The organism is Streptomyces natalensis ATCC 27448 (genome assembly GCF_000935125.1).
Classification (GTDB): domain Bacteria; phylum Actinomycetota; class Actinomycetes; order Streptomycetales; family Streptomycetaceae; genus Streptomyces; species Streptomyces natalensis.
The window spans coordinates 258721-283557 of record NZ_JRKI01000062.1; the positions used below are offsets into that span (position 1 = coordinate 258721).

Here is a 24837-nt window from a genome sequence, read left to right on the forward strand (position 1 = left end):
CGGCCCGTAGCAACGGCCCCGGCCCTACCGCCGGTCCAGCAGCAGGACCGCGACATCGTCGGTCAGCTCGCCGCCGTTGAGATCGCGCACTTCCCGCACCGACGCATCCAGGAGTTCCTCGCCGGTCAGACCGGCCGCCATCTGCCGGCTGACGAGATCGGTCATCCCGTCCTGGCCCAGGCGGCGGTTGCCCTCGCCGGTCCGGCCCTCGATCAGGCCGTCGGTGTACATCATCAGGCTCCAGGAGCCGCCCAGATCGACCTGGCGGCGCGGCCAGCGGGCGTGCGGCAGCAGGCCGAGCGCCGGGCCGCCGGATTCATACGGCAGCAGGCGCGGCGGGCGTCCCGCGCGGGCCAGCAGCGGCGCGGGGTGGCCGGCCAGGCACAGGCCCGCGCGGCGGCCGTCGGGGGAGATGTCGACGGTGCACAGGGTCGCGAAGATCTCGTCGTCGGAACGTTCGTGCTCCAGCACCTTCTGGAGCGTGGAGAGAAGTTCGTCGCCGCACAGGCCCGCGAAGGTCAGGGCCCGCCAGGCGATGCGCAGTTCGACGCCGAGGGCGGCCTCGTCCGGGCCGTGGCCGCAGACGTCGCCGATCATGGCGTGGACGGTGCCGTCCGGGGTGCGGACGGTGTCGTAGAAGTCGCCGCCGAGCAGCGCGCGGCTGCGACCGGGGCGGTAGCAGGCGGCGAAGCGCAGATCGGAGCCGTCGAGCAGCGGGGTGGGCAGCAGGCCGCGCTCCAGGCGGGCGTTCTCCTGGGCGAGCATCCGCGATTCGGTCAGCTGGCGCTGGGCGAGGTCGGCCCGTTTGCGTTCGACGGCGTAGCGCACGGCACGGCTGAGCACGGCGCCGTCCAGCTCGTCGCGGAAGAGATAGTCCTGGGCGCCGACGCGTACGGCATCGGCGGCCCGCTCGGCATCGGCTTCGGCGGTGAGCACCAGCACGGCCTGCGTACGGGCCATCCGCAGCACCTCACGCAGCACACCGAGCTCGTCACCGGGGCGGTCGGCGTCGGTCGCGTCGCGGTCGGTGTGCTCGGGCGGGGCCAGGTCGAGCAGGATGCAGTCCACATCGGTGGTGAGCAGCCGCTCGGCCTCGGTGAGGTTACGGGCGGTGCGCAGGCGGACCCGGCGGCCCGCCCAGTCCCACATCTCGGGGACGGGACTGTTGGGGTCCTCGCCTATGAGGAGGAGGGTCAGTCCCTGGGGCGCAGCGCCGTGGCTGGAACCGTTCGCCGTCATCGGGGCGTCCATGGGGTGGAGGGAGCCATCGCCCGCCACCGGTCCGACGGCCGCCGGCGCCTCGGCGCTTGCGTCATCCACCGGTCCTGCCTGCTGCGGCAGCACGGCCGTCCGCTGGTGCGGTACGGGTACGGGCATTCCTTCGGTCCTTCCCTCCCCCCGAGGGTGCAATGGCACGCCGAGTGGCGCGCCGTGCCCGGTTTCACGCCGCTCGTCGGTCGGGCGAGCGAGGTGCTGTCGAGCGCTGAGAGGCGACCATAGCGCCAGAACCAAGCGATGTGGAATGGCCGATGGCAATCGGCCATTGTCATATGCGGCGGCTCAGCTGCGGTTTGACGCGCCTCGGGAGGAATGCGGAATGACGAACATCACCCCGCCTGACCGAATACTGTCCGGTCACAGTTACGGGCGGCCAACCGCCCGATACCGATCAATCCGGTCATTTACCAGTGGCTCAGATCACGATTTCGGGATTTCGGGGGCGCGCGACCGCCCCGCTACTGGCCCTCGTCCCCGTCCCGTTCGGCATCCGGCCGTACGACCCCCAGGATCGGCATCGAGCCGGCGCCGGTGATGGTCACCTGGCGGCCCGGACGCGGGGCGTGCACGACGGCGCCGTCGCCGAGGTACATCCCCACGTGGCTGGCGTCCGAGAAGTAAATGATCAGGTCGCCCGGACGCATGTCCTTGAGCGGGACCCGGTGCAGCCGGCGCCACTGCTCCTGCGAGGTCCGCGGAATCGTCGTCCCGCCGGCCTGCCAGGCGCGCAGCGTCAGGCCCGAGCAGTCAAAGGTGTCGGGCCCTTCGGCGCCCCATACATAGTCCTTGCCGATCTGCGCGGTGGCGAAGGCAATGGCCTTTTCCCCATAACTGGACGCTTTGTTGTGGATCTCCTTCAGTACGCCCGAGTCGAGCCATTTCTGCTGCGCCAGGAACGCCTGCTGGTCCTCCAGCTTCAGTAGCCGCTCCTTTTCCTTGGCGGCCAGCCGGGATTCGATTTTCTTCGCCGCGTCGATCTGTTTCTTGATGTCCCGGCGCGCGCTTTCCTTCTTCTTGCGGTCCGCCTCCAACCGCTCCCAGCGGTCCGTGGCGGCCTGCGCATAGTCGTCCAACTCGGCCTTGGTCCGGGACAGTTGGGTGATCACGCCCTTGGCGGCCTGCTGCGCCTTACGGAACAGGGTGGCGTCGTCGAGGAAGGCGCCGGAGTCGCTGCCGAGCATCAGCCGGGCCTCGGCGGGAATGCCGCTGGCGCGGTACTGGGCGCTGGCCAGCGCGCCCGCCTGGCGCTTGAGGGCGACCAGCTTCTGGCGGGTGCTCTCGATCTTCCGGGCGAGCCCCACGATCTCCTTCTGCTGGAGCTCGACCTGTTCCTTGGCCCCGTTGTAGGCGTCGGTGGCGCGCTCCGCCTTGCGGTAGAGGTCGTCGATCTTCTTGCGTACGTCCTGGAGGTGCTTGAGCGACGCCTCGGCGGATCCGTTGTCCGGCGCCTTGGGCGCCGTATCGCGCCGTTCACCGGGCCGGGGATCCGCGGCGGCCGCCGTGGCCGTGCCCCCCAGCAGCCCCATCGCGCACAGGACCACGGCCGTACCCACCACGACCCGGCCGCCCCGTGCGACGCCCCGGCCCCCGCCGTCCCGAACGCCCTGCCGTGCCCCCTGGCTCCCCACCAGCCACCTCCGGTCGTTCCGCACCGATTCGCGTGGTCATCTCCCGCGCGGATGCTGCCATACCTGCCGGTAATTCAACAGGCCGACGAGCCGGTGAGCACCGCACAATGGAGCCGCCGGGGCACGCATCCGGACACCGCGCGACGGGACGGGGACCCGCCGTCCGCCCTGCCGCACGTCGACCGCCCCCGGATCGCCCGCACCCCTCTAGCCGTACGTTTTCGGCCACGCCCCGCAGGGCGCGCGGCACACCCCCAGCCGATGGCCGAGGTTCACCTTGCGTTCACTCCGCCCAGTCGGCCGCTTCACCTGATCTGCCTAATTTCGGCCGTACCGAGTGCGCCTCATGCTCCTGTGGCAAGCGCGACACGGTCGGCCGACGCTGGATGTAGCGCTGGTCATCACACCCCCGAAAACGCTCCCCAGCACGCCGGTGAAGCGGCGCGCACCAGGAAGGAACTCTCGACAGTGAAGCTTCAGCGCAAGAACCGGGTTCGCGCCCTCGCCGTTGGCGCTCTCGCCGTCTCCGGTGCCCTGGCCCTGACCGCGTGCGGCTCCGATGACACCAGCGGTTCCGGCGGCGCCGGCGGTTCGGCGGCCAAGCCCGCGAACATCAAGTGTGAGGGCAAGGGCAAGCTGCTCGCCTCCGGCTCCTCCGCGCAGAAGAACGCCATGGACGTCTGGGTGCAGAACTACGCCGGGGCGTGCAAGGGCACCGAGATCAACTACCAGCCGACCGGCTCCGGCGCTGGTGTGACCACCTTCCTCCAGGGCCAGACCGCCTTCGCGGGCTCCGACTCGGCGCTCAAGCCGGAGGAGATCGCCAAGTCGAAGAAGCTCTGCAAGGGCGGCCAGGCCATCGACCTGCCCATGGTCGGCGGCCCGATCGCGGTCGGCTACAACGTCCCCGGCGCGGACAACCTCGTCCTGGACGCCCCGACCCTGGCGAAGATCTTCGACTCGAAGATCACCAACTGGAACGACGCCGCGATCAAGAAGCTCAACCCGGGCGCCAAGCTCCCGAACCTCAAGATCCAGGCGTTCCACCGCTCCGACGACTCGGGCACCACGGACAACTTCACCAAGTACCTCAAGGGCGCCGCCCCCGGTGACTGGAAGCACGAGCCCGGCAAGAAGTGGGAGGGCAGCGGCGGCCAGGCGGCCTCCGGCTCCGCCGGCGTCTCCTCGCAGGTCAAGCAGACCAGCGGCGCGATCTCGTACTTCGAGCTGTCCTACGCCACCTCCGGCAAGATCCCCACGGTCAAGCTGGACACCGGCGCCAAGGCCCCGGTCGAGGCCACCGTCGACAACGCCTCCAAGGCGATCTCCGAGGCCAAGCCGGCCGGCCAGGGCAACGACCTGGCGCTGAAGCTCAACTACACCACCAAGGCCGAGGGCGCCTACCCGATCACCCTGGTGACGTACGAGATCGCCTGCGACAAGGGCAACAAGGCCGACACCCTGCCGGCCACCAAGTCCTTCCTCACCTACACCTCCAGCAAGGACGGCCAGGCCGCCCTGAAGGCGCTCGGCTACGCCCCGCTGCCCACCGAGATCGCCGACAAGGTCCGCAAGACCGTCGCCACGCTCTCCTGACCCTCCGGGCGGCGGCCGCACCCCACGGTGCGACCGCCGCCCGTCCGGTGCACCGCCGCCAGGAGCCCTGGACTCACCGTCCGCCCGGCTCCGCAGACCGGAGAAACCATGAATTCACCCTCTTCGATATCCGAAACGCCTCCGCCCCCGGCCTCCCCGGCCGGCGCCGCCATATCGGGCAAGGCAGTCCGCCCCGGTGACCGGATCTTCCTCGGGTTCTCCCGTGGCTCCGGCATCGCCCTCCTGGTGATCATGGCGGCCATCGCCGCCTTCCTCACCTACCGGTCCGTGCTCGCCATCACCGGCGACAAGGCCGACTTCTTCACCACCTTCGACTGGAACGCCACCGGCACCGAGCCGAAGTTCGGCATCGCGGTGCTGGCGTTCGGCACGGTCGTCAGCTCCGTGGTCGCGATGGTCATCGCGGTCCCGGTCGCGGTCGGCATCGCGCTGTTCATCTCGCACTACGCCCCGCGCAAGCTGGCCTCCCCGCTCGGCTACGTCATCGACCTGCTCGCCGCGGTGCCCAGCATCGTCTACGGCCTGTGGGGCGCGCTCTTCCTCGTCCCGCATCTTTCCGGCCTGTACGGCTGGCTGGACGACTACCTCGGCTGGACCGGCATCTTCAGCTACGGCGGCGGCGCGGCCCGCTCGCTGTTCACCGTCGGCATCCTGCTCGCGATCATGATCCTGCCGATCGTGACCAGCGTCAGCCGCGAGGTCTTCCTCCAGGCCCCCAAGATGCACGAGGAGGCCGCCCTCGCCCTCGGCGCCACCCGCTGGGAAGTCATCCGGATGTCGGTGCTCCCCTTCGGCCGCTCCGGCGTGATCAGCGCCTCCATGCTGGGCCTGGGCCGCGCGCTCGGCGAGACCATGGCCGTCGCCACGGTCCTCTCCCCCAGCTTCCTGATCAGCAAGAGCCTGCTGGACCCGGGCGGCGGCACCTTCGCCCAGAACATCGCCAGCAAGTTCAGCGAGGCCGATCAGTTCGGCCAGGACGCCCTGATCGCCTCCGGTCTCGTCCTCTTCGTGATCACGCTGCTCGTCAACGGCGGGGCCCGCCTGATCATCGCCCGCCGCAAGGAGTACTCGGGAGCCGCCGCATGACCGCCGTAACGGACCGTCCCACGGTCGCCAGTGGCGGTGCGCCGCTCCCCGTCTCCCTCAAGCAGGCCCGGCTGCCCCGCTGGGCCCCGCCGGTGATCGCGCTGGTCGCGGCCGGTGCGGGCTGCGGTATCGGCCTGGGCGCCGGACTGGACAGCACGATCCAGTGGGGCCTGATCGCCGCCGCGCTCTTCGTGCTGGGGACCTACGTCCTGTCCGCGGCCGTCGAGGGCGGCCGGCAGGCCAAGGACCGGCTGGCCACCAGCATGGTCTGGACGTCCTTCCTGCTCGCCGTGATCCCGCTGGCCTCCCTGCTGTGGGAGACCGTCGCCCGCGGCATCAAGGTCCTCAACGTCTACTTCCTGTCCCACTCGATGGGCACGCTCCCCGACGCGCTGCCCGGCGGCGGGATCTACCACGCGATCATCGGCACCCTGGAGCAGGTGGGCCTGGCGACCCTGATCGCCGCCCCGATCGGGCTGCTCACCGCGATCTACCTCGTCGAATACGGCCGCGGCCGGTTCGCCAAGACCGTCACCTTCTTCGTCGACGTGATGACGGGCATCCCGTCCATCGTGGCCGGCCTGTTCATCCTCTCCGTGTGGATCCTGATCCTCGGCTTCGGCCCGTCCGGCTTCGCCGGCGCGATGGCCCTGGCGATCCTGATGATGCCGGTCGTCGTCCGCTCCACCGAGGAGATGCTCAAGCTCGTGCCCAACGAGCTGCGCGAGGCGTCCCTCGCCCTGGGTGTCCCGAAGTGGCGCACCATCCTCAAGGTCGTCCTGCCCACCTCCCTCGGCGGGATCACGACCGGTGTGATGCTGGCCATCGCCCGTATCACCGGTGAGACCGCCCCGGTGCTGCTCCTGGTGTGGGGCGCGAAGACGATCAACAACAACCCCTTCGACGGTGCCCAGCAGTCGCTGCCGCTGTATGTGTTCCAGCAGTGGCAGATCGGCACGGACGCGGCGTACGACCGCGCCTGGGGCGCGGCGCTCGTCCTGATCGCCTTCGTCATGATCCTCAACCTGGTGGCCCGCGGCATCGCCCGCTGGAAGGCTCCCAAGACCCACCGCTGACCACGCGGCGAACGAAAGAAGCAGTGATCCCCATGGCCAAGCGAATCGACGTCAGCGGCCTCTCCGCCTTCTACGGCAGCCACAAGGCCATCGACGACATCTCCATGACCATCGAGCCGCGCTCCGTGACGGCCTTCATCGGCCCGTCCGGCTGCGGCAAGTCGACCTTCCTGCGCACCCTGAACCGGATGCACGAGGTCACCCCCGGCGGCCGCGTCGAGGGCAAGGTGATGCTGGACGACGAGAACCTCTACGGCTCCGGCGTCGACCCGGTCGCCGTGCGCCGCACCGTCGGCATGGTCTTCCAGCGCCCCAACCCGTTCCCCACCATGTCGATCTTCGACAATGTCGCGGCCGGGCTGCGCCTGAACGGCTCGTACAAGAAGTCCGAGCTCAAGGAGATCGTCGAGCGCTCCCTCAAGGGCGCCAACCTCTGGAACGAGGTCAAGGACCGCCTGAACAAGCCCGGCTCGGGCCTCTCCGGCGGCCAGCAGCAGCGGCTGTGCATAGCCCGCGCCATCGCGGTCGAGCCGCAGGTCCTGCTGATGGACGAGCCCTGCTCCGCCCTCGACCCGATCTCCACCCTCGCCATCGAGGACCTGATCGGGGAGCTCAAGGAGCGGTTCACGATCGTCATCGTGACGCACAACATGCAGCAGGCCGCCCGCGTCTCGGACCGTACGGCGTTCTTCAACCTCGCGGCCGTCGGCAAGCCCGGCAAGCTGATCGAGATCGACGAGACCGAGCGGATCTTCTCCAACCCCTCGGTCCAGGCCACGGAGGACTACATCTCCGGCCGCTTCGGCTGAGCCGCTCAGGCCCGGCCGACGCCCCTCAAGCGTCCTGCGGTGCTGCATGGCGGTGCCACCGCAAGGCGAAGGGCCCGCCCCTCTTCCCGGGGGGCGGGCCCACTTTTCGTCTGCCGGAGGGCGTTACCCGAACGCCAGCCGGACGAGCCAGTACGCCAGCGCCGCGACACCCGCCGCGGCCGGCATCGTGATGAACCAGCCCATCACGATGTTCTTGGCGACGCCCCAGCGCACCGCGCGCGAGCCCTTGGTCGAGCCGACGCCCATGATCCCGGCCGTGATGACATGCGTCGTGGAGATCGGCGCGTGGAACATGAAGGACGCGGTGTACATGACCGAGGCGGCCGTGGTCTCCGCGGCGAAGCCCTGCGGCGGGTCCAGCTCGATGATCCGGCGGCCGAGCGTGCGCATGATGCGCCAGCCACCCGCGTACGTACCCAGCGAGAGCGTGATCGCGCAGGCCAGCTTGACCCAGATCGGAATGGCGTCGTTGGGGCTTTCGACATCGGCGATGACCAGGGCCATCACCACCACACCCATGGTCTTCTGCGCGTCCTGGAGGCCGTGGCCGAGCGCCATGCCCGCCGCCGAGACCGTCTGCGCTATACGGAAGCCGCGCTTGGCCTTGTGCGGGTTGGCCTTACGGAAGAGCCACAGGATCACGACCATCACCAGATAGCCGACCACCAGGCCGACGAACGGCGAGATGAACATCGGCAGGACGACCTTGTCGATCACGCCGGTCCAGATCACCTTGGTGCCGCCGGCCAGCGCCGCGCCGACCATGCCGCCGAACAGTGCGTGCGACGAGGACGACGGCAGCCCGAAGTACCAGGTGACGAGGTTCCAGACGATCGCGCCGAGCAGCGCCGCGAAGAGGATGCCCATCCCCTGGTCGCCGTGGGGCGTTTCGATCAGCCCTTCGCTGACGGTCTTGGCGACCCCGCTGCCCAGGAAGGCACCGGCGAGGTTCATCACGGCGGCCATCGCGAGCGCCGCCCGCGGGGTCAGCGCCCGCGTCGAGACCGAGGTCGCGATCGCGTTGGCCGAGTCGTGGAAGCCGTTGGTGTAGGTGAAACCGAGCGCGACCGCAATGGTCACGACAAGCGCAAAGGTATCCATGGCCGGGGCTCAGGATTCCTTTACCGCGATGGTCTCGACGGTGTTGGCGACATGCTCGAAGGCGTCCGCCGCCTCTTCCAGGATGTCCACGATCTGCTTGAGCTTGAGGACCTCGATGGCGTCGTACTTGCCGTTGAAGAGGTGCGCGAGCAGCTTGCGGTGGATCTGGTCGGCCTGGTTCTCCAGGCGGTTGACCTCGATCCAGTACTCGGTGAGGTTCGACATCGTGCGCAGATTCGGCATCGCCTCGGCGGTCAGCTCGGCCGCCCGCGCCAGCACCTCGATCTGCTGCTCGATGCCCTTGGGGAGCTCCTCGACCTTGTACAGAACGACAAGATCGACGGCCTCCTCCATGAAGTCCATGATGTCGTCGAGCGACGAGGCGAGGTTGTAGATGTCCTCGCGGTCGAACGGCGTGATGAAGGACGAGTTCAGCTGATGGAAGATCGCGTGCGTCGCGTCATCTCCCGCATGCTCGGCCGCTCGCATCCGCTCGGCGATCTCGGTCCGCGCGGAGGCGTCCGCCCCGAGCAGTTCCATCAGGAGCTTGGAGCCCGTGACGATGTTGTCCGCGGATGCGGCGAACATGTCGTAGAAGCTCGTCTCCCTGGGGGTCAGACGAAATCGCACGTGAAATCCTCGGGGTGCATCGGATTCGGTCGGGTTGATGCTAGGCGCATCATCCAGCCACTGCTAACCGGCATTCCTTCAGTGTCGCCCATCGGACAGCATGCTCTGCACGGGGTACCTTCAGTGCCCGCAAAATTCGGTACAATATACCCACCAGGGGTATATGGATAGCCCGTATGAGCCACCGCGACCTCACGCTCACCGCGAACGGCGCATAACGGACCGCCTCGATATCGCACATGCGCCAGATATCGCCTAGATACCACGGGAGACGGCCATGACGACCACGGACGCCGACACCAACGGCACCGCCACAGCCGCCGCGGCCGACCACACCGCGCAGCCGAAAACCGCCCCCGGCACGGTGACCGATCCCACTCCGCCCACCCCGTCGACGGGCGTCCACGGCTACGCCAAACAAAAGGACGCCCACATCAAGCGACTGCGCCGCATCGAGGGCCAGATCCGCGGCCTCCAGCGGATGCTCGAAGAGGACGTCTACTGCATCGACATACTCACCCAGGTCTCGGCCAGCACCAAGGGCCTCCAGTCCTTCGGCCTCCAGCTCCTGGAGGAGCATCTGCGCCACTGCGTCGCCGACGCGGCCGTCCAGGGCCCCGAGGCCATCGACGCCAAGGTCCAGGAAGCCACCAAGGCCATCGAGCGCATGCTGCGGACCTAGGGCCGGCCCGATGGGCCGGCCTGGCCCACGCCGCCCCATCCGGCAGGCCCTAGGCCAGGCACGGGCCGCGTCCGCCCGGCCCCGCGCACGGCGGGGCCGGATGCGCGCCGTCGTCGCCGTCCGCCCCGTTGCCCCCGTCGTCGTCGCCGTCCACGTCCAGCACCTCGTCGATACGGTCCGGGCTGAGCCGCTCCTCAGGGGCGGCCGCGGCCGCGATCATCAACTCTGCGGTGAGGTCGATCTCGACGAGGGCCACGGGATCCTGAACCGTCGGATGGCGGTGCGCAGCCACGCACAACACCTCCTCCTCCGAGCGCCTTCCCACGCCTGTGGTGGTTACCGCCCAGCGTAGGGACGGCCGCACGCTCCGCGCATGGCACGGATGGACCATTTCCGCCACCCGGCAAGCGCCCCGGGCAGATACCCCGGCCCGGCCGCCCTACTGCGTAGCAGAAGCGATCCGCCCGGCGTAGATCGCGCTCCGCTCGGGCAGCGCCACCCTCCTCACCTGCACCCCGAAGCCGGACAGCTCCGTGGTGGAGGTCACCAACGCCCCCTGCGGCGCACCATTGGCGAACTGGAACCGCTCGCGCACCTTGCGCACCCGCCCCGCGTCGTCCAGATAGGCGTCGAACGGCACCACCTCGGTGGTGAACCCTTTCTCCGCCGCGACCAGCGCCGGCCTGCTGCGCCGCGACGCCGCCCGCGCGGCCGCTTTGATGTTGGTCGTGCCGCGGTAGTGCCGCACCCGGACCCCGCCGAGCCGCCCCTCCCCGCGGTAGGTCACCTTCCGTGCGCCCCGCAGGAGTTCGGCGGCGGTCAGCGGATCGGTCACGCCGCCGGTGACCAGGTTCCCGTCGTCCAGCGAGGCGGTGGCCACCCGTACCCATTTGTCGGCCGGCACCCCGGCGCCGCGGTTCTTCATGTACAGCGCGCCGGGCGCAAGGATCTCGGTGACCGGCTGATGGCCCTCGCCCGGCTTGTCCGCCGGATCGGGCAGGATGACGCGCAGCCGTCCACTGGCCGTACGGAAGTCGTAGGTCCCGGTGCCGCGGATGGCGACGCGGGTGCCGCCGCTGGCCGTCTCCATCGTCGTACGCACCCGGGCGGAGTCGGCCCGCACCAGGGCATCGGCGCTGCGCTGGACCTCGGAGGCGGCGGCGGCCCGGGCGGGCGGCGCCTGATCCTCGGCGGCGGCGCCGTCGGGGGAACAGCCCGTCGCCAGCAGCCCCACGGCCAGACCCGCCCCGCACGCCACGGCCAGGGTGACCGCACCGCCTCGCCTGTCCTGCACCACCATCGCGTACGAGCCCCCTCGGCCGCTGTGTTCGGGACGGCCTGTGCCGACCGCTCCGTTCAACGACCAATACCGGGGGCCCGTCACGCAGACCCCCTCCGGGCGCGTAGCGTGGCCGGGTGCCCGACCGAGCCCCGCACGCGACCTCCACCACCGAACGCGGTGCCTTCTGTCACGCCCGCTGCGACTGCGGCTGGCGGGGGCCGGCCCGCCGCGCCCGCTCCCAGGCACGTACCGACGCGGAGCGCCATCGGACGACGTCCGAGAGTGACGCGAAACGCCCCCCGGAATGAGCCCGTCCTCACCGGGAACCCCCGACGCCCGCACGGCATCTGGGTAAGAGGGAAGCAAGAGCAGCGAGCGGTAGCGGACTTTACGGTCACAGCCGATGCCATCGGACATCACGGGCATCGAGGGCCGGGGGGTATGCGTCGTTTCCGGACATGACGGTCCACACCGGCCGTGTCCTTCGGATCTCCGCACCGGCCGGGCGCCCCGGCCATGCGCCCGCCGCCCGATGCCCGCTTCCCCTTCCTGCGCGCCCCGTCACCGACCATCGGCCGGCAGCCGACGGGCGGGGCCGGACCGTACGAATCGAGGGGGACATCCCAGTGAAGCGGCGCACACTCCTACAGGCGGGCGGCACCCTGGCGGCGACCTCGGTCGCCTGGGCCACCGGCTGCGACACCAAAACGGGCGCGGCGTCGGCCACCACGGGGGCGGCCGGCGCCGACGGGGCCCGGACCGCCTCGGCCGCCGGTGCGGGCGCCATCGGCAGCCGGGCCACCCCGTCCTCCTGGACGGCACTCGGCAAAAGCCTCGACGGCCGGCTGATACGGGCCTCGGACGCCGCCTACGCCAAGGCCCGCCGCCTGTACAACACCCGCTACGACGACCTCAAGCCGTCGGCCATCGCCTACGTCCAGCACCCGGCCGATATCGCCGAATGCCTGGCCTTCGCCCGGCGTTACGACACCCCGGTCGCCATCCGCAGCGGCGGCCACTCCTACGCCGGCTGGTCCAGCGGCAACGGCCGGCTGATCGTCGACGTCTCCGCCCTCTCGAAGGTCGGCGCCCCCTCCGGCGGCGTCACCCGCATCGGCGCCGGCACCAAGCTCATCGACGTCTACCAGGGCCTGGCCGCGCGCGGCGTGACGATACCCGGCGGCTCGTGCCCCACCGTCGGCATATCCGGCCTCACCCTCGGCGGCGGCCATGGCGTGGTCTCCCGCGCATACGGCCTGACCTGCGACAGCCTCGTGGGCGCCACCCTCGTCACGGCCGACGGCAAGACCGTCGACTGCGACAAGTCCCAGCACTCCGACCTCTTCTGGGCGCTGCGCGGCGCGGGCAACGGCAACTTCGGCGTGGTCACCGAACTGCGCTTCCGTACGCACCCCGCACCGCGCGCCGTCATGGCGTACCTGACCTGGCCGTGGTCCAAGGCGGCGAAGGTGCTGGCCTCCTGGCAGAAGTGGGGCCCGGTGCAGGCCGACGAGATCTGGTCGTCCTGCCATCTCGACGCCCGGCCCGGCGGCACCCCGGGCGTCTCCGTCGCCGTCTTCTCCCTCGGGACGAAGGGCGATCTGCACAACGCCGTCGACAAGCTCGCCGACCAGCCCGGCGGCCCCGGCCCCGCCTCCACCGTCCACATCACGCCGATCGGCTACCTGGACGCGATGGAGGCGTACGCCGGCTGCTCGTCCAAGTCGTCCGCGCAGTGCCACACCCCCGGTACGCTGCCCGGCCAGACCGGCACCGGCCAGCTGGGCCGCGAGACCTATGCCGCCCGCTCCGACTTCTTCGACCGGTCGCTGTCCGCGGCCGGTATCCAGACGCTGATGGCCCAGATCGAGAGCGGCGGCCGCAAGGGCGTGGCCGGAAACGTCGCCCTGACGGCGCTGGGCGGTGCGGTCAACCGCGTCGGCCGCACCGACACCGCGTTCGTCCACCGCGGATCGCGCTTCCTCGCCCAGTACTTGACGTCCTGGCCGGCCAACGGCTCGTCGTCCTCCCGTACCGCCTGGCTGAATTCCTTCCACTCCGCCATGCGCCGCCATTCCTCCGGCGCCGCCTACCAGAACTACACCGACCCGGCGCTCACCGACTGGAAGTCCGCCTACTACGGGCCCGCGGCCGACCGCCTCGCGCAGGTCAAGCACACCTACGACCCGCAGCGGCTGTTCAGCACCTTCCCGCAGGCCCTGTGAGGGGAACGTTCCTGCGGGTGCTCTGAGGGGCGTTTCCGCAGGCGCTCCGACGGACACGGAGACGGCAACGGACCGGCTCCTGACGGCAATCGGCCCGGCTCCTGCGGGGGAGCCGGGCCGATTGCCGTGCTGTGGGCCGGTGAGCCGTTGCGGGGCCTGTCAGGCCGCCGTGGGCGCGCCCGTCAGGCCGCCAGGTCCTTGTCGCGGGCGCGGCCCCGCTGCCGGCCCCGTGCCCGGTCGTCGTCATGGCCCCCCGGCACCCCGGCGGCCCGCCGCCCGCCGTCGGCGCCCTCAGCGCCCTCGCCGTCGCGCCCGGAGCGTGCGTCCCGCCGCGCACCGGCCTGCGCGACGGGGCCGCCCGGTGTCCGTACCAGCCAGGCGATCCCGCCGACCGGCGAGCGCCCGACCGCCGTCATCAGCGGTACCAGCAGCGCCTGGGCGAGCGGCGCGAGCAGCAGCGCCACGGCCGTACCCAGCGCGAACCCGCCCACCACATCGGTCGGGTAGTGCACACCCATGTACACCCGGCAGAAACCCTCCGCCAGCGCCAGCGCGATCCCGATGAGCCCGTACTTCCGGCTGGCGATGAACAGGCCGACGCCCACCGCCATCGTCAACGTCGCATGGTCGCTCACGAACGAGTAGTCGCTCTTGCCCTGGATCAGGACGTCCAGCCCGGCATGGTCCTTGAACGGCCGCGGCCGCTCGACGAACGCCCGGATGGGGATGTTGGCCAGCAGCGCGATCCCGGCCGCCAGCGGCGCCCAGACCAGACCGGCGACGGCGGCGGGCGCATCGGACCTGCGCCGGGCGCCCCACCACGCGATCAGACACAGCACGGCGAGCCCGGCGATGATGCCGTACTCGCCGACGTACTCCATGGCTTTGTTGACCCAGTGGGGGGCGTCCTTCGCGAGGCCGTTGATGCCGTCGAGCACGTCGACATCGGGGTTCGGCCCCTCCAGTGCGAGTCCAGCCATCTGCCGCGACCCCTTACCTTTCGCGCGCCCGCGAGCGCCTGTGTGTGCTGCCGGCCCCCGTGTTCGTCGAGCGTCTGCCGTGCCCCGCTGCCGGTGCGGTGCCGCGCGCCGGCCCGGATACGTCCATACGTCCCCACGCAAGGGGAACGCGGCGCCCCCCTCCGGCGTTCCACCCGCTACCGGATGATCACCAGGACGTTATCGAAGCTTGACTCATCACCGCAGTTCAGGGCGCGGTTCCCGGGCCCGGCCGGCGGCGCGCCGCAAGCCGCTCCCGGGCCCGCTGTGCACCATGGTCAGGCAGTGCCCGAGCTGGGCAGCGCTTTCGCGCCATCGGAGGTGACGCGGGTCGCCCCGATGTAGTCGGGCGTATCGATCTTGTCGAACCGGATCACCGCCCCGGTGTACGGCGCATTGATCATGTAACCGCCGCCCACATAGATCCCCACGTGGTGAATCGTCCGCGGATCCTTCAGGTCGTACGCGAAGAACACCAGGTCCCCCGGCAGCAGTTGATCCCTGCTCGGATGCGGTCCGGCATTCCACTGGTCATTGGCGACCCGCGGCAGCTCGATCCCCACGGAGTGGTACGCGGCCTTGGTCAGCCCGGAACAGTCGAACCGCCCGCCCTGGTCCGCCGTCCCGTCCCCGCCCCACAGATACTTCGTCCCCAGCCTCTTCTGGGCGAAGTAGATGGCGGCCGCGGCCTGCCGCGACGACGCCACCGGCCCGGTCGGCGCCTCGAAGCTCTTCGCCAGCGTCGTGATCGTCTTCACATAGTTCTGCGTCTCGCGGTACGGCGGGACACCGTTGTACTGAATCACGCGGTACGCGCCCGCGTTGTAGGCAGCGAGCATGTTGCTCGTGGCGTCCCCCGACGCGCCCTTCACATACTTCGCCAGATCACAGTCGTACGAGGCGGCGGACGGAATGGCATCCTCCGGATCCCATACATCCCGCTTCCCGTCCCCGTTCCCGTCCACCCCATGGGTCGCCCAGGTCCCCGGAATGAACTGCGCCATGCCCTGTGCGGCGGCCGGACTCTGCGCCTTCGGGTTCCACCCGCTCTCCTGGTACAGCTGCGCCGCCAGCAGCGCCGGGCTGAGCGCCGGACAGAGCGCCCCCCACTTCTGCACCAACGACTGATACGCGGCCGGCACGGCCCCCTTGGCCAGCCCCAGGGCCCGCCCGCCGGCCCCCATCAGCCCGGCCGCCGCCGAATACGTCCCCACCACCAGCAGCGCCAGCAGGCAGAGCACCAGCCCCACCCCGGCCCCACCGGCCACCCAGTATTTCCGCACCCCTCAACACTCCCCCATCCGGGCCGGGTTCACCGCCGCTTTCCGTACCTGCGCACGAATTACGGCCATGGTGCCGCGCCCCGGCCGCGCGGCACAGGGGCGCACGCGGCACCCACCCCCTTGATCCATCCCGGGATGAGCGACACTGAACGGGACACTCGGAGACAGGACGGCCCACAGGACACCCCGGACAGGCCCCCAGACAGGACAGGCCATGGACAGCAACAACGAGAAGCAGATGAACCGGCACCTGTGGTGGCGCGTCGCCTACTTCCTGTTCGCGATCCACCTGGTGGCCCTCGTCATGATCTTCGCCGTGTCCCACGCACCGAAGTAGCGCCCGGCCGCCACGGGCAAGGGCCGGCCGTCCCGAACTGCCGCCCGGCCACATCCAGATCTCGGTCCCGATCCCGGTCCCGGTCCTGGCCCCGGTCCCGGTCCCGATCTTGCATCGAGATCCCGGCATTCAGATCCAGATCCTGCCGTTCGAGGCCGCGACCTATCCTGATGCCATGGACACACCCTTCGTGGTCCTTGAACCCTCGGCGCCGGAGCCGAGCACGGTGCACATCAGGCGCCCCGTCTCCGCCCTGCCCCCGGACGACCGGGCGCGGCCCACTCCGGGGTCCCCCTCACCCCCTCACCACTCCCTCTGACGACGCGTCTTAAGGAACCCCCATGTCCCTCACCTGGCAGAAGGCAACCGACGACCCCAGCGCCCCGGAGTACATCGAGGTCGCCTTCGCGGACGACGGCGCCGTGCACCTGCGCACCAACACCGACCCCGAGAACATCGTCACCACCACCCGCACCAAGTGGGACGCCTTCGTCCTCGGCGTAAAGGCAGGGGAGTTCGACCACTTCGCCGGTCTCTGAGACAACGGTCGCGGCCGGGCGCGCACGAGGGGCCGCGCCCCCGGCCCCTCCCCGTTGATCATTGCTCGGGGTTATCGGCCGTGATACACACAGTGAGACTAATGGGTTCGGTGGACGGTGTGAGCGCCCACGCACACCTCCCCGCGGGATCCGTCTCTACATCCACCACAGAAAGCCGCCAAGTCGACTTCTGGCGGCGTGCCTTCGTCGGCGAAGATAGAGACCGACTGCATCATCCGAGGCGGTCAACCAACTACCCATAAAGGGCGGTGAGTTCACACATGGCACACATGTCACACATGGTTCTGGCGGGCCAAAAGGGCGACATCAGCACCATCATCGGCGGAATCGCCCCGGACTGGGGGCCGTTCGGGAGCCTGGGCAGCGAAGCCCGCGTGATGGTCGAAGTGGTCATGGCGGTCGCGATCCTGCTGTGCCTGGGCATCGCGATCTGGGGCGCGGCCAAACAGCGCATCGGCGCCACCGCGCTGCGCGACACCTTCAGCGCCGAACAGGGCAAGGGCCTGATCGTGGCCGGCCTGACCGGCGTCTTCATCATCGGGTCGCTGGGGACGCTCTTCACGATCGTCTACGGCATGGCGGTCTAACGGGCCACGAGGGTCGGCCGCCACCAGGACCACAAGCCCGCCCGTGGTCACCGGTCGGCTTGCCGCCCTCATCACCCCTCGCCACCGCCTGCCCGGGCACACACCTGCCGGACACAACCCGTCCCGGTGCCCCCGTGCGCCCCCGTCCGCGACCTCTCCGCCGTCCCGTGCCCCCTTTTGCCCCCACTGGCCCCACTTCCCCTGCCGAGGCCTCATGCTGACGCCCACTCACCCAGGCCCGGCGCCATGCCGGCCGCTCCTGCGCCACCCCTGCCACCAGCGGGCCGATTGGGCGGGGCGCTACGCGGGGACAGGTGCTTCCGGAGAGAAGAAGGCCACGACAGGCAGGGAGGCAACGAGGGGCGCAAATACCCTAAAGCGCCCCATTCGCCTCCGCCGCCCAGCACCTGAGGAACCGTCACCGTGAGATGTACTCGTACCAGTTCGCCCGAGCCGCCGCCCACGCGGCTACGGTCATATGAGGGCGGAACCACGACGGCGGCAGAGGGGGCACAGGCGCGATGAGTCTCAGCGATGACGGTGGCTACGGGGACAACCGCGGCCCCGAGACGGGGCAGACCCGCACAAGACTTCCCGACAGCGGAGGCGACGGCTACGGCTCGGGCCGACGCCCCCGAGCCGGCGTCTCCAGCCGCAACCTCGTCACGGCCGTAGGCGTGGTCGTACTCCTCATCGCAGCCATCGCCTTCGCCAACCGCACCGACACCACCCCCTCAGGCTCCTCCGATTCCCCTGCCTCCCCCCACACCCAACCCACCGCCCCCACTGGCACCAAGCCCGTCACCGGCAAGAACGGCACCATCGCCTCGGGCTTCGCCAAAACGGAACAGGGGGCGCAGTCGGCGGCGGCTAATTACGCGGTGGCGCTGGTTTCCGCCGATATCCTCAAGCCCAACGAGCGCCACTCCATCGTCCGGAAGGCATTCGCACCGGACAAGGTCGACGAGATGCAGACGAAGCTCGACGCTGCGTACTCGCCCGATTTCCTGAAGAGGCTCGGACTCGACGCGAACGGCAATGTAGCTCAGGGCATGACCTACGTCTCGCGCACCGTCCCTGTCGGGACCAAGCTCGTAAAACTCGAGGGCGACACGGCAATCCTCGAGGTGTGGTGCACGGGGCTCTTCGGCACAGCCGGAACGAAGTCAACCACTCCGGTCACCACCGGCTGGTTCACCATGCGCCTCCAGCTCAAGTGGGCAGCTGGCGACTGGAAAGTCGAGGGCTTCTCCCAGAAGGACGGCCCCGCCCCAGTAAATGGCGACAACAAAACATCCGGCGCAGACGAAATCGCCAAGGCTGTTGAGCAGTACGGAGGGTTCACATATGCGCGGTAACCAGCGAAGGCGCGCCCTCTCCATCACGTCCATGCTCGTCGGCGTGCAGACCACGACCTTCATGATGGCCACGCGGGTCCTGGCCGCGCCAAGCCCCAGTCCGTCCCCCAAGGACAAGTGCGACCTCATCGTCGGCCCCGCCAGGGACTACTGCCAATCCGGCGACAAAGTCGGCTCCACCACCCCCAAACTCCCCTCCACCAACCCCCTCGACAACAACCCCCTAGACCCCCTCACCTCCCTGGCCCAAGGCTGCGCCAAAGCCGCCTCCTGGATCATCACCAAGCTCTCCGACGCCGTAAAAGCCACCTCCCAGGTCGACTTCACCAACGCCGCCTTCCTGCGCCAGTACGCCGTCGTCTTCGCCGCCTCCACCGTTCTGACGCTCGTCCTGTGGCTGCTCGCCGTCGCCAAGCGCGCCGTACGCGGGGTGCGGCTGACGGAGGCCATCAGCGAAGCGGTCGGGCTCCTCTGGCTGACCGTCCTCGCCTCGGCCTTCACCCCCCTCATCCTGTACACCGTCGTCTCGGCCACCGACGCCGTCACCGAGGTCATCGCGAAGGGCACCGGCGCCCAGACCGACACGTTCTTCGGCGCGTTCTCCCAGGCGCTCACCAAGGGGACGGATATCGGCGGCGGCCCGATCATGCTGATCGTCGTCTCGCTGGTGTCCGTGCTCGCCGCCGGCATCCTGTGGCTGGAACTCGTCGTCCGGGCCGCCCTGCTGTACGTCGGCGCCCTCCTCGGCACAGTCGTCTACGCCGGTCTGGTCGACAAGAACATGTGGACGCACGTACGCCGCTGGGCGGGCGTCATGATCGCCGTGATCATGGTCAAACCGGTCATCGTGATAGTGCTCGGCATCGCCGGCGCGCTCTCCTCCGACAAGGGCCCCAACGCCTTCTCCGCCGTCGTCTCCGGCCTCGCCATCATCCTGCTCGCCATCTTCGCCAGCGCGATGATCTACCGCTTCGTCCCCGGCTTCGGCGACGAGATCGCCAACTCCCGCAACAACCGCATCATGCAGGGCGCCGAGAACAAGGCGGCCGCCGTCATCAGCTCCCCCGCCGCCCTCGTCTCCCAGGGCATCAAAACCCACAGCGCCCGCCGCTCCGACGACGGCGGAGGCGGGGGCGGCCAGAGCAGCGGCGGCCAGTCCCGCCCGGCCGACGCCGTGGCCGGCGGCGTCGCCGCGCACAGCACCCGCTCCGGTGGCGGCGCCCGGTCCGCCGCCCCCGCCCCCCGTACGAACCCCAAACCCGGTCCCAGCGGCAGCACCCGCACCGGCAAGACAGCAGGAGGTGACGGGCGTTGAGTACGCACTCCCACCCGATCGCGCCCCGGCGCACCTATCTGATCGGGCGCGCCCGTCCCAACGCCATCGTCGGCAAGAACCGCGAAACCGGCGAGATCGCCCTGATCATCGCGGGCGCGTTCCTCGGCATGATGTGCGGCCTCCTGGTGCCCGTACTGCCCCTGCGCATCGCCACCCTCACCGGCTTCCCGCTGATCGGCCTCGCCGCCGTCTACATCCCGTACCGGGGCCGTACGTTCTACAGGTGGTTCGAGATCAACCGCAGCTATCGCCGTACGGTCCGCAGCGGCGCCGTCTACCGCTCCGCCGCCGCCGAGGCCGGCACCCGGCTCGACGGCCGGGAGATCGAGATCGGCCCGCCGCCCGGCATCGGCCGGATCAACTGGCTGTCCGCCCCCTTCGGCCCGGACGAGATCGCCGTCCTGCTGCACGCCGACCGCCGGACCGTGACCGCCGCCATCGAGATCGAGGGACCGGGCGTCGGCCTGCGCGACAGCGAGGACCAGGAGGCGCTGGTCGACCGCTTCGGCACGCTCCTCAAGCACGTCGCCAACGGGGACGGCTTCGTCACCCGCCTCCAGATGCTGGCCCGTACGCTCCCGGCCGACCCCGACGCCCACGCCAAGGACGTCGCCCAGCGCGGCGACCGCAGCTCCCCGCGCTGGCTCCAGGATTCCTACGACCAGCTCCAGTCGATGGTCTCCACCTCCTCCGAACAGCACCGCGCCTATCTCGTCGCCTGCATGCACTACACCCGCGAACTGGCCGCCGAGGCCCACACCATGGCGCGCGCCGCCCGCACCCAGCGCGGCGGTCTGCTCGGCAAGAAGCTGGACCGCGACGCCGGTCTCGCCGTCGTCATGGCCCGCGAGCTGACCGATATCTGCGCCCGCCTGGCCGAGGCCGACATCCGCGTCCGCCAGCCCCTCGGCCAGGGCCGCCTCGCCTCCCTCGTGCACTCCATGTACGACCCGGACCATCCCATCGACCACATCCAGGCCATGAGCAGGCGCAACACCTGGCCGGCCGAACTCGACGCCACCGAGCCCACCTATCTCCAGGCCAAGACCCGCGAGTCGACCACCCGCGCGCCCTGGTGCCACTCCACCGCCTGGATCAAGGAGTGGCCGCTGACCCCGGTGGGCGTCAACTTCCTGGCGCCGCTCCTGGTGCACACCCCGGACGTGATCCGTACGGTCGCCGTCTGCATGGACCTGGAGCCCACCGAGATCGCCATCGAGCGGATGCTGACGGAGAAGACGAACGACGATGCCGAGGCCAGCCGCGCCGCCAAGATGAACCGCGTCGTCGACCCGCGCGACGTCGCCCATCACGGCCGCGTCGACCAGCGCGGCGAGGACCTGGCCTCCGGCGCCGCCGGCGTCAACCTCGTCGGCTACATCACCGTCTCCTCCCGCTCCCCGGAGGCCCTCGCCCGCGACAAGCGCACCATCCGCGCCTCCGCCGGCAAGTCCTACCTCAAGCTGGAATGGTGCGACCGCGAGCACCACCGGGCGTTCGTCAACACCCTGCCGTTCGCGACCGGGATCCGCCGCTAAGCCGCTGGGAGGCGCGTACGTCATGGCCATGCTCGACCCGCTCGGTGCCCTCACCGACGCATTCACCAGCTTCCTGTTCGGGAAGGTGGAGACGACACGGCTGCCCGTACGCACCTCCACCGGCCAGGCCCAGGCGGTCTATCTGCCCACGGCCGCCCCGGGGCTCGGCGACTCCGGCGTGATCATCGGCCGCGAGGTCTACAGCGGCAAGGGCTATATCTACGACCCCTTCCAGCTGTACGGACAACAGCTCCCGGCACCCCACTGGCTGGTCCTCGGCGAATCCGGCAACGGCAAGTCCGCGCTGGAGAAGACATACGTCCTGCGCCAACTGCGCTTCCGCGACCGGCAGGTCGTCGTCCTGGACGCCCAGGGCGAGGACGGCGTCGGCGAATGGAACCTCATCGCCCAGGAGCTGGGCATAACCCCCATCCGCCTGGACCCCACCGCCGCCCTCAACGGCGGCATCCGCCTCAACCCCCTCGACCCCTCCATCACCACCACCGGCCAGCTGGCCCTGCTCCGTACGATCATCGAGGTCGCCATGGGGCGCGGCCTGGACGAACGCTCCGGCTTCGCCCTCAAGGTCGCGCACGCCGCCGTCCTCAGCGACTTCCCCTCCACCGACGGCACTGACGGCACTGACGGCACTGACGGCACCGATGCCACAGAGGGCAACCGCGGCACCAAACCCCCCTCCCGCCGCCAGCCCGTCCTCACCGACATCGTCGAGCAACTGCGCCACCCGCAGGCGGAATCCGCCGAGGCCATGAACGTCGACATAGACGATGTACGGGCCTGGGGCCTGGACGTGGCGCTGGTGCTGGACCGGCTGGTCGACGGCGACCTGCGCGGTATGTTCGACGGCCCGACGACCGCGGGCATCGACCTCGATGCGCCCCTGATCGTCTTCGACCTCTCGCACATCGACCGTAACTCCATCGCCATGCCGATCCTGATGGCCATCGTCGGCGTCTGGCTGGAGCACACCTGGATCCGTCCCGACCGGAAGAAACGCATCTTCCTGGTCGAGGAGGCCTGGCACATCATCAACTCCCCCTTCGTTGCCCAGCTCTTCCAGCGTCTGCTCAAGTTCGGCCGCCGGCTCGGCCTGTCCTTCGTGGCCGTCGTCCACCACCTCAGCGATGTGGTCGACGGCGCGGCCGCCAAGGAGGCCGCGGCCATCCTCAAAATGGCCTCGACCCGCACCATCTACGCCCAGAAGGCCGACGAGGCCCGCGCCACCGGCCAGGTCCTCGGCCTGCCCCGCTGGGCGGTCGAGATCATCCCGACCCTCACCCCCGGTATCGCCGTCTGGGACGTCAACGGCAACGTCCAGGTCGTCAAACACCTCATCACCGAGGCCGAACGCCCGCTGGTCTACACCGACCGGGCGATGACCGAAGCCTCCGCCATGCCGACGGACGAGGCCCGCGCCCTCCAAGCCGCGGCCGACGCCGAGGCCGAGGCCCGCGCCGAAGCCATGGCGATGGAACGTCAGTTGCGCAACGGGCAATGGAGCGACGAGTCGAGCGAGACGGTGGCGTGACACGCGGATACGAGCCGGACCGAGGCCGCAACAGCTACGGCAGAAACGGCAGATACGGCAGCTGGGACGATTGCGACGACAGGTCCGCTCGCGGCCGCGAACGCGGCATCCCCGACGCCCTGCTCATCGGTCTGCTGCTCTTCCTGCTCGGCCTGACCCTGCTGGTGTGGACGGCGACCGGCCTGGCCGGCCTCCTGGCCCACGGCGCCTGGCCACAGGGTGTCTCCTACACCGGCACCCCGATCGCCCTGCGCCATCTCGCACTCGCCCCACACGACCTGGCCGCCGCCTGGCCCGGCACCCCCCGAAACCAGCTCTCCGGATACGGCCTGTTCTGGGGCCTGTTCATCGGCCAGCTGATGGTGCTGCTCGTTCTGACCATCTTCACCCTGGGCACCATCACCCGCTATCGCGCCGTACGCGCCGCCCGTCGGCAGGCCGCCCGCGCCACGGCGGCCCCCGCCCCCGAACCCGCGCCGGCAACGCCACGCCCCGACGAATCGACACCGGCAATCCCCACACCTGCGCCACCCCCCACATCTCTCCAGAAACCCCCCGCCGCCGCGACCGGCACTCCCGCCCCGCCCGCCGGCGACCTACACCCCGCCCAACGGCCCGCCCCTGCACCGAATTCCCCGATTCCCCACAATCCGGCGGAACCGCTCGAACGGGTGAACGAGGCCGTAGCGGTCGATTCCCCGGCCCCCCTCGCAGCACTCTCACCGACCTCAATCACCGCACTTCAGCGCTCCCAACCCGCCCTCCCCTGGCTCCACTTCACCGCGGACCGCACGGCCGCCCGCGCCGCCGCGGCCTCCGCCATCACCGCCGCCGAGGGCCCGCTGATCGTCGCCACCACCGACCCCGCGCTCTGGTCCCAAACCAAGGACGCCCGCGCCAAACTCGGCCCCCTGCTGACGTACGACCCCACCCACCGCCTCGACACCCCCGCCCGGCTGCGCTGGTCCCCCACCACCGGCTGCGAGGAGATCGCCACCGCCACCACCCGCGCGGCCGCGCTGCTCGCACCCGTACGCCCCACGAGCACCCTGGATTCGGCCGTCGCGGACGCCGCCCAGACCCTCCTGCGCTGCTGGCTGCACGCCGCCGCCATCGACGGCCGCCCCTTCCGCCAGCTCCACCGCTGGACCCACGCCACAGGCACCGCACAAGAGCCCGTACGCATCCTGCGCACCAGCCCCAAGGCTTCCGCCGGTCAGGCCGGCGAGCTGGAATCCGCCCTCACCGCCCACCCCGAGCGCCGCGAGATGGCCAAGGAGTTGATCGGCCGCACCCTGGCCGCCCTCTCCTCGATCCACATCCGCGACGCCTGCAATCCTCCTCGAGCGGATTCCCTCATTCTCGAATCATTCCTTCATGAGGGGGGAACGCTCTACCTGGTAGGCGAACCCCTTGAGGACCCGCGTACCAACCCGGGTGCGATGCCTCTGCTCACCGCACTCCTCTCGCACGTGGTCGAGCACGGCCGCCGCATGGCCGAACGGTCATCTGACGGTCGGCTCGACCCACCACTCACCCTGGTCCTGGACGACATCGCGGCCCTCGCCCCGCTGCCGGCCCTCCCCGACCTCCTGGCCACCGGCCCGACACGCGGCCTGCTGACCCTCGCCACCATGCGCTCCCAGGAACAGGCCCGCGCCCGCTGGCCCCACCAGCCGCTGCCCCTCATGACCTGAGCCGTACGCGGCCCGCCATCGCAGCACGCGCCGCAACTCCCCGATACACAATGCCCCGTTAACACAAAACGGGGTTAACGCAAAAACGCCTCGTTCCCCGAGTCGAAACTCGGGGAACGAGGCGTTTTCTAAAGATTGTTCGGCGGCGTCCTACTCTCC

The 24837-nt window shown here is 70.0% G+C and carries 23 protein-coding genes; 15 read left to right on the plus strand and 8 right to left on the minus strand.

Going from position 1 to position 24837, the window contains the following annotated elements; translation table 11 throughout:
• Positions 1-24: 24 nt before the first annotated feature.
• Both SNA_RS36375 and SNA_RS36380 read right to left on the minus strand, forming a co-directional pair.
• Positions 25-1377 (minus strand): PP2C family protein-serine/threonine phosphatase, encoded by a 1353-nt coding sequence (locus SNA_RS36375; RefSeq protein WP_030069772.1) that lies wholly within the window; start codon positions 1375-1377, stop codon positions 25-27.
• 359 nt (positions 1378-1736) lie between these two features.
• Positions 1737-2906, minus strand: coding sequence for a C40 family peptidase (locus SNA_RS36380; protein WP_241779984.1), 1170 nt, complete (start codon positions 2904-2906; stop codon positions 1737-1739).
• Between the two features lie 468 nt (positions 2907-3374).
• Between SNA_RS36380 and pstS the strand changes: the two genes are divergently transcribed.
• The 4 genes from pstS to pstB all read left to right on the plus strand — a co-directional run bounded on the left by pstS (position 3375) and on the right by pstB (position 7494).
• Complete coding sequence (gene pstS / locus SNA_RS36385) at positions 3375-4502, plus strand: phosphate ABC transporter substrate-binding protein PstS (protein ID WP_030069768.1); 1128 nt, start codon at positions 3375-3377, stop codon at positions 4500-4502.
• A gap of 108 nt (positions 4503-4610) precedes the next feature.
• Complete coding sequence (pstC, locus tag SNA_RS36390; protein ID WP_030069766.1) at positions 4611-5609, plus strand: phosphate ABC transporter permease subunit PstC; 999 nt, start codon at positions 4611-4613, stop codon at positions 5607-5609.
• A complete protein-coding gene (gene pstA, locus SNA_RS36395; RefSeq protein ID WP_030069764.1) occupies positions 5606-6685 on the plus strand; it encodes a phosphate ABC transporter permease PstA in 1080 nt (359 codons plus the stop codon). Before pstC ends, pstA begins: the two co-directional genes overlap by 4 nt.
• Positions 6686-6717: 32 nt before the next feature.
• Entirely contained in the window at positions 6718-7494 is a 777-nt protein-coding gene (gene pstB, locus SNA_RS36400; protein WP_044368680.1) for a phosphate ABC transporter ATP-binding protein PstB, read from the plus strand.
• A 123-nt stretch (positions 7495-7617) separates the two neighbouring features.
• On the opposite strand, the gene SNA_RS36405 is transcribed toward pstB, so the two are convergent.
• Positions 7618-8616 (minus strand): inorganic phosphate transporter, encoded by a 999-nt coding sequence (locus SNA_RS36405; RefSeq protein ID WP_030069758.1) that lies wholly within the window; start codon positions 8614-8616, stop codon positions 7618-7620.
• 9 nt (positions 8617-8625) lie between these two features.
• On the minus strand, positions 8626-9246 hold the full coding sequence (locus SNA_RS36410; RefSeq protein WP_030069756.1) for a DUF47 domain-containing protein: 621 nt from the start codon (positions 9244-9246) through the stop codon (positions 8626-8628).
• A 277-nt stretch (positions 9247-9523) separates the two neighbouring features.
• Here SNA_RS36410 and SNA_RS36415 point away from each other — a divergent pair, with 277 nt between their 5' ends.
• A complete protein-coding gene (locus SNA_RS36415) occupies positions 9524-9928 on the plus strand; it encodes a metal-sensitive transcriptional regulator (protein ID WP_030069754.1) in 405 nt (134 codons plus the stop codon).
• A gap of 49 nt (positions 9929-9977) precedes the next feature.
• Here the strand turns inward: SNA_RS36415 and SNA_RS36420 are convergent, their stop codons facing one another.
• Both SNA_RS36420 and SNA_RS36425 read right to left on the minus strand, forming a co-directional pair.
• Positions 9978-10229, minus strand: a complete 252-nt coding sequence (locus SNA_RS36420; protein ID WP_198535188.1) for a hypothetical protein — start codon at positions 10227-10229, stop codon at positions 9978-9980.
• Between the two features lie 138 nt (positions 10230-10367).
• The gene (locus SNA_RS36425; protein ID WP_030069752.1) at positions 10368-11228 is read right to left on the minus strand and encodes an SCO4651 family lipoprotein; all 861 of its coding nucleotides are present in this window, start codon (positions 11226-11228) and stop codon (positions 10368-10370) included.
• Positions 11229-11836: 608 nt separating this feature from the next.
• Between SNA_RS36425 and SNA_RS36430 the strand changes: the two genes are divergently transcribed.
• Positions 11837-13435, plus strand: a complete 1599-nt coding sequence (locus SNA_RS36430) for an FAD-binding oxidoreductase (protein WP_044368611.1) — start codon at positions 11837-11839, stop codon at positions 13433-13435.
• A 182-nt stretch (positions 13436-13617) separates the two neighbouring features.
• Here the strand turns inward: SNA_RS36430 and SNA_RS36435 are convergent, their stop codons facing one another.
• A complete protein-coding gene (locus tag SNA_RS36435; protein WP_044368613.1) occupies positions 13618-14415 on the minus strand; it encodes a phosphatase PAP2 family protein in 798 nt (265 codons plus the stop codon).
• Positions 14416-14711: 296 nt separating this feature from the next.
• Positions 14712-15716, minus strand: a complete 1005-nt coding sequence (locus SNA_RS36440; protein ID WP_030069747.1) for a C40 family peptidase — start codon at positions 15714-15716, stop codon at positions 14712-14714.
• 214 nt (positions 15717-15930) lie between these two features.
• Here SNA_RS36440 and SNA_RS44910 point away from each other — a divergent pair, with 214 nt between their 5' ends.
• From SNA_RS44910 to SNA_RS36475, 9 genes are all read left to right on the plus strand, one after another.
• The gene (locus SNA_RS44910) at positions 15931-16053 is read left to right on the plus strand and encodes a hypothetical protein (protein WP_275042043.1); all 123 of its coding nucleotides are present in this window, start codon (positions 15931-15933) and stop codon (positions 16051-16053) included.
• 175 nt (positions 16054-16228) lie between these two features.
• Positions 16229-16372 (plus strand): hypothetical protein, encoded by a 144-nt coding sequence (locus SNA_RS43015; RefSeq protein ID WP_157880191.1) that lies wholly within the window; start codon positions 16229-16231, stop codon positions 16370-16372.
• 22 nt (positions 16373-16394) lie between these two features.
• Positions 16395-16592: a DUF397 domain-containing protein gene (locus SNA_RS36445; protein ID WP_030069745.1), complete on the plus strand. Its 198-nt coding sequence runs from the start codon at positions 16395-16397 to the stop codon at positions 16590-16592.
• Positions 16593-16891: 299 nt separating this feature from the next.
• Positions 16892-17200 (plus strand): hypothetical protein, encoded by a 309-nt coding sequence (locus tag SNA_RS36450; RefSeq protein ID WP_030069743.1) that lies wholly within the window; start codon positions 16892-16894, stop codon positions 17198-17200.
• 521 nt (positions 17201-17721) lie between these two features.
• Entirely contained in the window at positions 17722-18558 is an 837-nt protein-coding gene (locus SNA_RS36455; RefSeq protein WP_044368615.1) for a DUF8175 domain-containg protein, read from the plus strand.
• Positions 18548-19873, plus strand: a complete 1326-nt coding sequence (locus SNA_RS36460; RefSeq protein ID WP_030069739.1) for a hypothetical protein — start codon at positions 18548-18550, stop codon at positions 19871-19873. Before SNA_RS36455 ends, SNA_RS36460 begins: the two co-directional genes overlap by 11 nt.
• Positions 19870-21432: an SCO6880 family protein gene (locus tag SNA_RS36465; RefSeq protein ID WP_030069737.1), complete on the plus strand. Its 1563-nt coding sequence runs from the start codon at positions 19870-19872 to the stop codon at positions 21430-21432. Before SNA_RS36460 ends, SNA_RS36465 begins: the two co-directional genes overlap by 4 nt.
• 28 nt (positions 21433-21460) lie before the next feature.
• Positions 21461-22981 carry an ATP-binding protein gene (locus tag SNA_RS36470; protein ID WP_030069736.1) on the plus strand — a complete coding sequence of 507 codons (1521 nt, stop codon included), beginning with the start codon at positions 21461-21463 and terminating at the stop codon, positions 22979-22981.
• A complete protein-coding gene (locus SNA_RS36475; RefSeq protein WP_241779985.1) occupies positions 22978-24678 on the plus strand; it encodes a type VI secretion protein in 1701 nt (566 codons plus the stop codon). The genes SNA_RS36470 and SNA_RS36475 overlap by 4 nt, the downstream gene beginning before the upstream one ends.
• The last annotated feature ends 159 nt before the right edge of the window (positions 24679-24837 follow it).